Raw genomic sequence first — 5,415 nt, 5'->3', positions numbered from 1 at the left:
AGAATAGAAGAACAACTTGTGTGGATTTTTACTGGTTGATCAATCGAAAATATTTCATTGATTGAATGGTAGAAATTTCTCGAAGTTTATTTGAGCGAATTTTTAGTCAGAAAATTGATGAGCCAAGATTTGTAGCCATAAGCTACTAATGATTTTAAACTGAAGAGTTTGATCATGGCTCAGATTGAACGCTGGCGGCAGGCTTAACACATGCAAGTCGAGCGGAGTGATGGTGCTTGCACTATCACTTAGCGGCGGACGGGTGAGTAATGCTTAGGAATCTGCCATTTAGTGGGGGACAACATTCCGAAAGGAATGCTAATACCGCATACGTCCTACGGGAGAAAGCAGGGGATCTTCGGACCTTGCGCTAAATGATGAGCCTAAGTCGGATTAGCTAGTTGGTGGGGTAAAGGCCTACCAAGGCGACGATCTGTAGCGGGTCTGAGAGGATGATCCGCCACACTGGGACTGAGACACGGCCCAGACTCCTACGGGAGGCAGCAGTGGGGAATATTGGACAATGGGCGGAAGCCTGATCCAGCCATGCCGCGTGTGTGAAGAAGGCCTTTTGGTTGTAAAGCACTTTAAGCGAGGAGGAGGCTCTCCTAGTTAATACCTAGGATGAGTGGACGTTACTCGCAGAATAAGCACCGGCTAACTCTGTGCCAGCAGCCGCGGTAATACAGAGGGTGCGAGCGTTAATCGGATTTACTGGGCGTAAAGCGTGCGTAGGCGGCTGATTAAGTCGGATGTGAAATCCCTGAGCTTAACTTAGGAATTGCATTCGATACTGGTCAGCTAGAGTATGGGAGAGGATGGTAGAATTCCAGGTGTAGCGGTGAAATGCGTAGAGATCTGGAGGAATACCGATGGCGAAGGCAGCCATCTGGCCTAATACTGACGCTGAGGTACGAAAGCATGGGGAGCAAACAGGATTAGATACCCTGGTAGTCCATGCCGTAAACGATGTCTACTAGCCGTTGGGGCCTTTGAGGCTTTAGTGGCGCAGCTAACGCGATAAGTAGACCGCCTGGGGAGTACGGTCGCAAGACTAAAACTCAAATGAATTGACGGGGGCCCGCACAAGCGGTGGAGCATGTGGTTTAATTCGATGCAACGCGAAGAACCTTACCTGGTCTTGACATAGTAAGAACTTTCCAGAGATGGATTGGTGCCTTCGGGAACTTACATACAGGTGCTGCATGGCTGTCGTCAGCTCGTGTCGTGAGATGTTGGGTTAAGTCCCGCAACGAGCGCAACCCTTTTCCTTATTTGCCAGCGGGTTAAGCCGGGAACTTTAAGGATACTGCCAGTGACAAACTGGAGGAAGGCGGGGACGACGTCAAGTCATCATGGCCCTTACGACCAGGGCTACACACGTGCTACAATGGTCGGTACAAAGGGTTGCTACCTAGCGATAGGATGCTAATCTCAAAAAGCCGATCGTAGTCCGGATTGGAGTCTGCAACTCGACTCCATGAAGTCGGAATCGCTAGTAATCGCGGATCAGAATGCCGCGGTGAATACGTTCCCGGGCCTTGTACACACCGCCCGTCACACCATGGGAGTTTGTTGCACCAGAAGTAGGTAGTCTAACCGTAAGGAGGACGCTTACCACGGTGTGGCCGATGACTGGGGTGAAGTCGTAACAAGGTAGCCGTAGGGGAACCTGCGGCTGGATCACCTCCTTAACGAAAGATTGGTGACCGGTAAGAATCCACAACAAGTTGTTCTTCGAAGATGTATCTGAGGGTCTGTAGCTCAGTTGGTTAGAGCACACGCTTGATAAGCGTGGGGTCACAAGTTCAAGTCTTGTCAGACCCACCAAATCTGATTGCAGTAGCTTAGATTGAAAGATATGTCGTTCATTAAGTGATAAGCTGGGGACTTAGCTTAGTTGGTAGAGCGCCTGCTTTGCACGCAGGAGGTCAGGAGTTCGACTCTCCTAGTCTCCACCATACATTACGAAGTAATGTAGAAACTAAAGTTAAATTCCAAGATAGCTTATAGAATTTAGTAAACAAGAAGATCGCATGGTCTTGGTTTATTAACTTCTGTGATTTATCACAGTTTACTACGCACCGACGAGGTGGTAGTTAATCATTAACAGATTAGAAAATTGAGTCTGAAATAAATTGTTCAAACTCGATTAATTTGAGACTAACGGTAATACGTAAGTATTGCAGTTGGATGAAGAATTAATCTGAGAACTAGCAAAAACACTGAATCAAGCGTTTTGGTATATGAATTAGATTGAAGCTGTATAGTGATTAAATTCACAGACAACAGATAGTAGCAATTAAGTTTGCAACGCTAACACTCACTTGTATGTGTTAACGACTGTTTGGGGTTGTATAGTCAAGTAATTAAGTGCATGTGGTGGATGCCTTGGCAGTCAGAGGCGATGAAAGACGTAATAGCCTGCGATAAGCTCCGGGGAGGCGGCAAATATCCTTTGATCCGGAGATTTCTGAATGGGGGAACCCACCCGCTATAAGGCGGGTATCATAAGCTGAATACATAGGCTTATGAAGCGAACGAGGGGAAGTGAAACATCTCAGTACCCTTAGGAAAAGAAATCAATTGAGATTCCCTTAGTAGCGGCGAGCGAACGGGGAGCAGCCCATTAAGTTGTGTGTGTTCTAGTGGAACGCTCTGGGAAGTGCGAACGTAGAGGGTGATATTCCCGTACACGAAAGGGCACACACAATGATGACGAGTAGGGCGAGGCACGTGAAACCTTGTCTGAATATGGGGGGACCATCCTCCAAGGCTAAATACTCCTGACTGACCGATAGTGAACCAGTACCGTGAGGGAAAGGCGAAAAGAACCCCTGTGAGGGGAGTGAAATAGATCCTGAAACCGCATGCATACAAGCAGTGGGAGCCGACTTGTTCGGTGACTGCGTACCTTTTGTATAATGGGTCAGCGACTTATATTCAGTAGCAAGGTTAACCGAATAGGGGAGCCGTAGAGAAATCGAGTCTTAATAGGGCGTTTAGTTGCTGGGTATAGACCCGAAACCAGGCGATCTATCCATGAGCAGGTTGAAGGTTGGGTAACACTAACTGGAGGACCGAACCCACTGTCGTTGAAAAGCCAGGGGATGACTTGTGGATAGGGGTGAAAGGCTAATCAAGCCTGGTGATAGCTGGTTCTCCCCGAAAGCTATTTAGGTAGCGCCTCGGACGAATACCATTGGGGGTAGAGCACTGTTTCGGCTAGGGGGTCATCCCGACTTACCAAACCGATGCAAACTCCGAATACCAATGAGTACTATCCGGGAGACAGACTGCGGGTGCTAACGTCCGTAGTCAAGAGGAAAACAATCCAGACCGCCAGCTAAGGCCCCAAAATCATAGTTAAGTGGGAAACGATGTGGGAAGGCATAGACAGCTAGGAGGTTGGCTTAGAAGCAGCCACCCTTTAAAGAAAGCGTAATAGCTCACTAGTCGAGTCGGCCTGCGCGGAAGATGTAACGGGGCTAAAACTATGTGCCGAAGCTGCGGATTTGACTTTAAGTCAAGTGGTAGGGGAGCGTTCTGTAAGCCGATGAAGGTGTATTGAGAAGTATGCTGGAGGTATCAGAAGTGCGAATGCTGACGTGAGTAACGACAAAACGGGTGAAAAACCCGTTCGCTGAAAGACCAAGGGTTCCAGTCCAACGTTAATCGGGGCTGGGTGAGTCGACCCCTAAGGCGAGGCCGAGAGGCGTAGTCGATGGGAAATTGGTTAATATTCCAATACTTCTGTGTAATGCGATGAGAGGACGGAGAAGGTTAAGTCAGCCTGGCGTTGGTTGTCCAGGTGGAAGGCAGTAGGCATGCATCTTAGGCAAATCCGGGGTGCTCTATGCTGAGAGCTGATAGCAAGCTGTACTTGTACAGTGAAGTGGCTGATACCATGCTTCCAGGAAAAGTCTCTAAGCTTCAGTTACACAGGAATCGTACCCGAAACCGACACAGGTGGTCAGGTCGAGTAGACCAAAGCGCTTGAGAGAACTCTGCTGAAGGAACTAGGCAAAATGGTACCGTAACTTCGGGAGAAGGTACGCTGCTGACGGTGATGGGACTTGCTCCCTGAGCTATTGGCAGCCACAGAAACCAGGCCGCTGCAACTGTTTATTAAAAACATAGCACTCTGCAAACACGAAAGTGGACGTATAGGGTGTGATGCCTGCCCGGTGCTGGAAGGTTAATTGATGGGGTTAGCGTAAGCGAAGCTCTTGATCGAAGCCCCAGTAAACGGCGGCCGTAACTATAACGGTCCTAAGGTAGCGAAATTCCTTGTCGGGTAAGTTCCGACCTGCACGAATGGCATAATGATGGCGGCGCTGTCTCCAGCAGAGGCTCAGTGAAATCGAAATCGCTGTGAAGATGCAGTGTACCCGCGGCTAGACGGAAAGACCCCGTGAACCTTTACTGCAGCTTGACATTGAACTTTGACCTTACTTGTGTAGGATAGGTGGGAGGCTTTGAAGTACGAACGCTAGTTTGTATGGAGCCGTCCTTGAAATACCACCCTGGTAATGTTGAGGTTCTAACTCTGCCCCGTAATCCGGGGCGAGGACCATGTCTGGTGGGTAGTTTGACTGGGGCGGTCTCCTCCTAAAGAGTAACGGAGGAGTACGAAGGTGCGCTCAGCGTGGTCGGAAATCACGCGTAGAGTATAAAGGCAAAAGCGCGCTTAACTGCGAGACCCACAAGTCGAGCAGGTACGAAAGTAGGTCTTAGTGATCCGGTGGTTCTGTATGGAAGGGCCATCGCTCAACGGATAAAAGGTACTCTGGGGATAACAGGCTGATACCGCCCAAGAGTTCATATCGACGGCGGTGTTTGGCACCTCGATGTCGGCTCATCTCATCCTGGGGCTGAAGCAGGTCCCAAGGGTATGGCTGTTCGCCATTTAAAGAGGTACGCGAGCTGGGTTTAGAACGTCGTGAGACAGTTCGGTCCCTATCTACCGTGGGCGCTGGAAATTTGAGAGGATCTGCTCCTAGTACGAGAGGACCAGAGTGGACGAACCTCTGGTGTACCGGTTGTGACGCCAGTCGCATCGCCGGGTAGCTATGTTCGGAAGGGATAACCGCTGAAAGCATCTAAGCGGGAAGCCTACCTCAAGATAAGATTTCCCTAGGAATTTATTCCTCTAAAGAGCCGTTCGAGACTAGGACGTTGATAGGTTGGGTGTGGAAGCACGGTGACGTGTGAAGCTGACCAATACTAATTGCTCGTGAGGCTTGACTATACAACACCCAAGCAGTTGTATATAAAGCTCAATTCGATTCAAAACCAAACAGTCAGAAGTGAAAACAACTGATTGAACTTGATTTAGTGAAGAAACTAGTTACAATACCGACTCAATTAACTAATCCGTTAATAACTCTTTGGACCGTAAGTAAGGCATACGAT

The 5,415-nt window shown here is 48.9% G+C and carries 2 tRNA genes and 2 rRNA genes; all 4 read left to right on the top strand.

The window, feature by feature from the left end:
- The first annotated feature begins 156 nt into the window (after positions 1-156).
- The 4 genes from A7P55_RS22460 to A7P55_RS22445 all read left to right on the top strand — a co-directional run bounded on the left by A7P55_RS22460 (position 157) and on the right by A7P55_RS22445 (position 5,251).
- Positions 157-1,694 (top strand): 16S ribosomal RNA (locus A7P55_RS22460).
- Between the two features lie 59 nt (positions 1,695-1,753).
- Positions 1,754-1,830: transfer RNA gene (locus tag A7P55_RS22455), tRNA-Ile, on the top strand.
- A 55-nt stretch (positions 1,831-1,885) separates the two neighbouring features.
- Positions 1,886-1,961: transfer RNA gene (locus A7P55_RS22450), tRNA-Ala, on the top strand.
- Between the two features lie 398 nt (positions 1,962-2,359).
- A 23S ribosomal RNA gene (locus tag A7P55_RS22445) occupies positions 2,360-5,251 on the top strand.
- The 16S and 23S rRNA genes sit together here with 2 tRNA genes alongside, the layout of an rRNA operon.
- Positions 5,252-5,415: the final 164 nt, after the last annotated feature.

The organism is Acinetobacter sp. Ac_5812 (genome assembly GCF_013072695.1).
Classification (GTDB): Bacteria; Pseudomonadota; Gammaproteobacteria; order Pseudomonadales; family Moraxellaceae; genus Acinetobacter.
The sequence above is the reverse complement of the archived record's forward strand: the minus strand, read 5'-3'. Positions and strand labels throughout refer to the sequence as shown.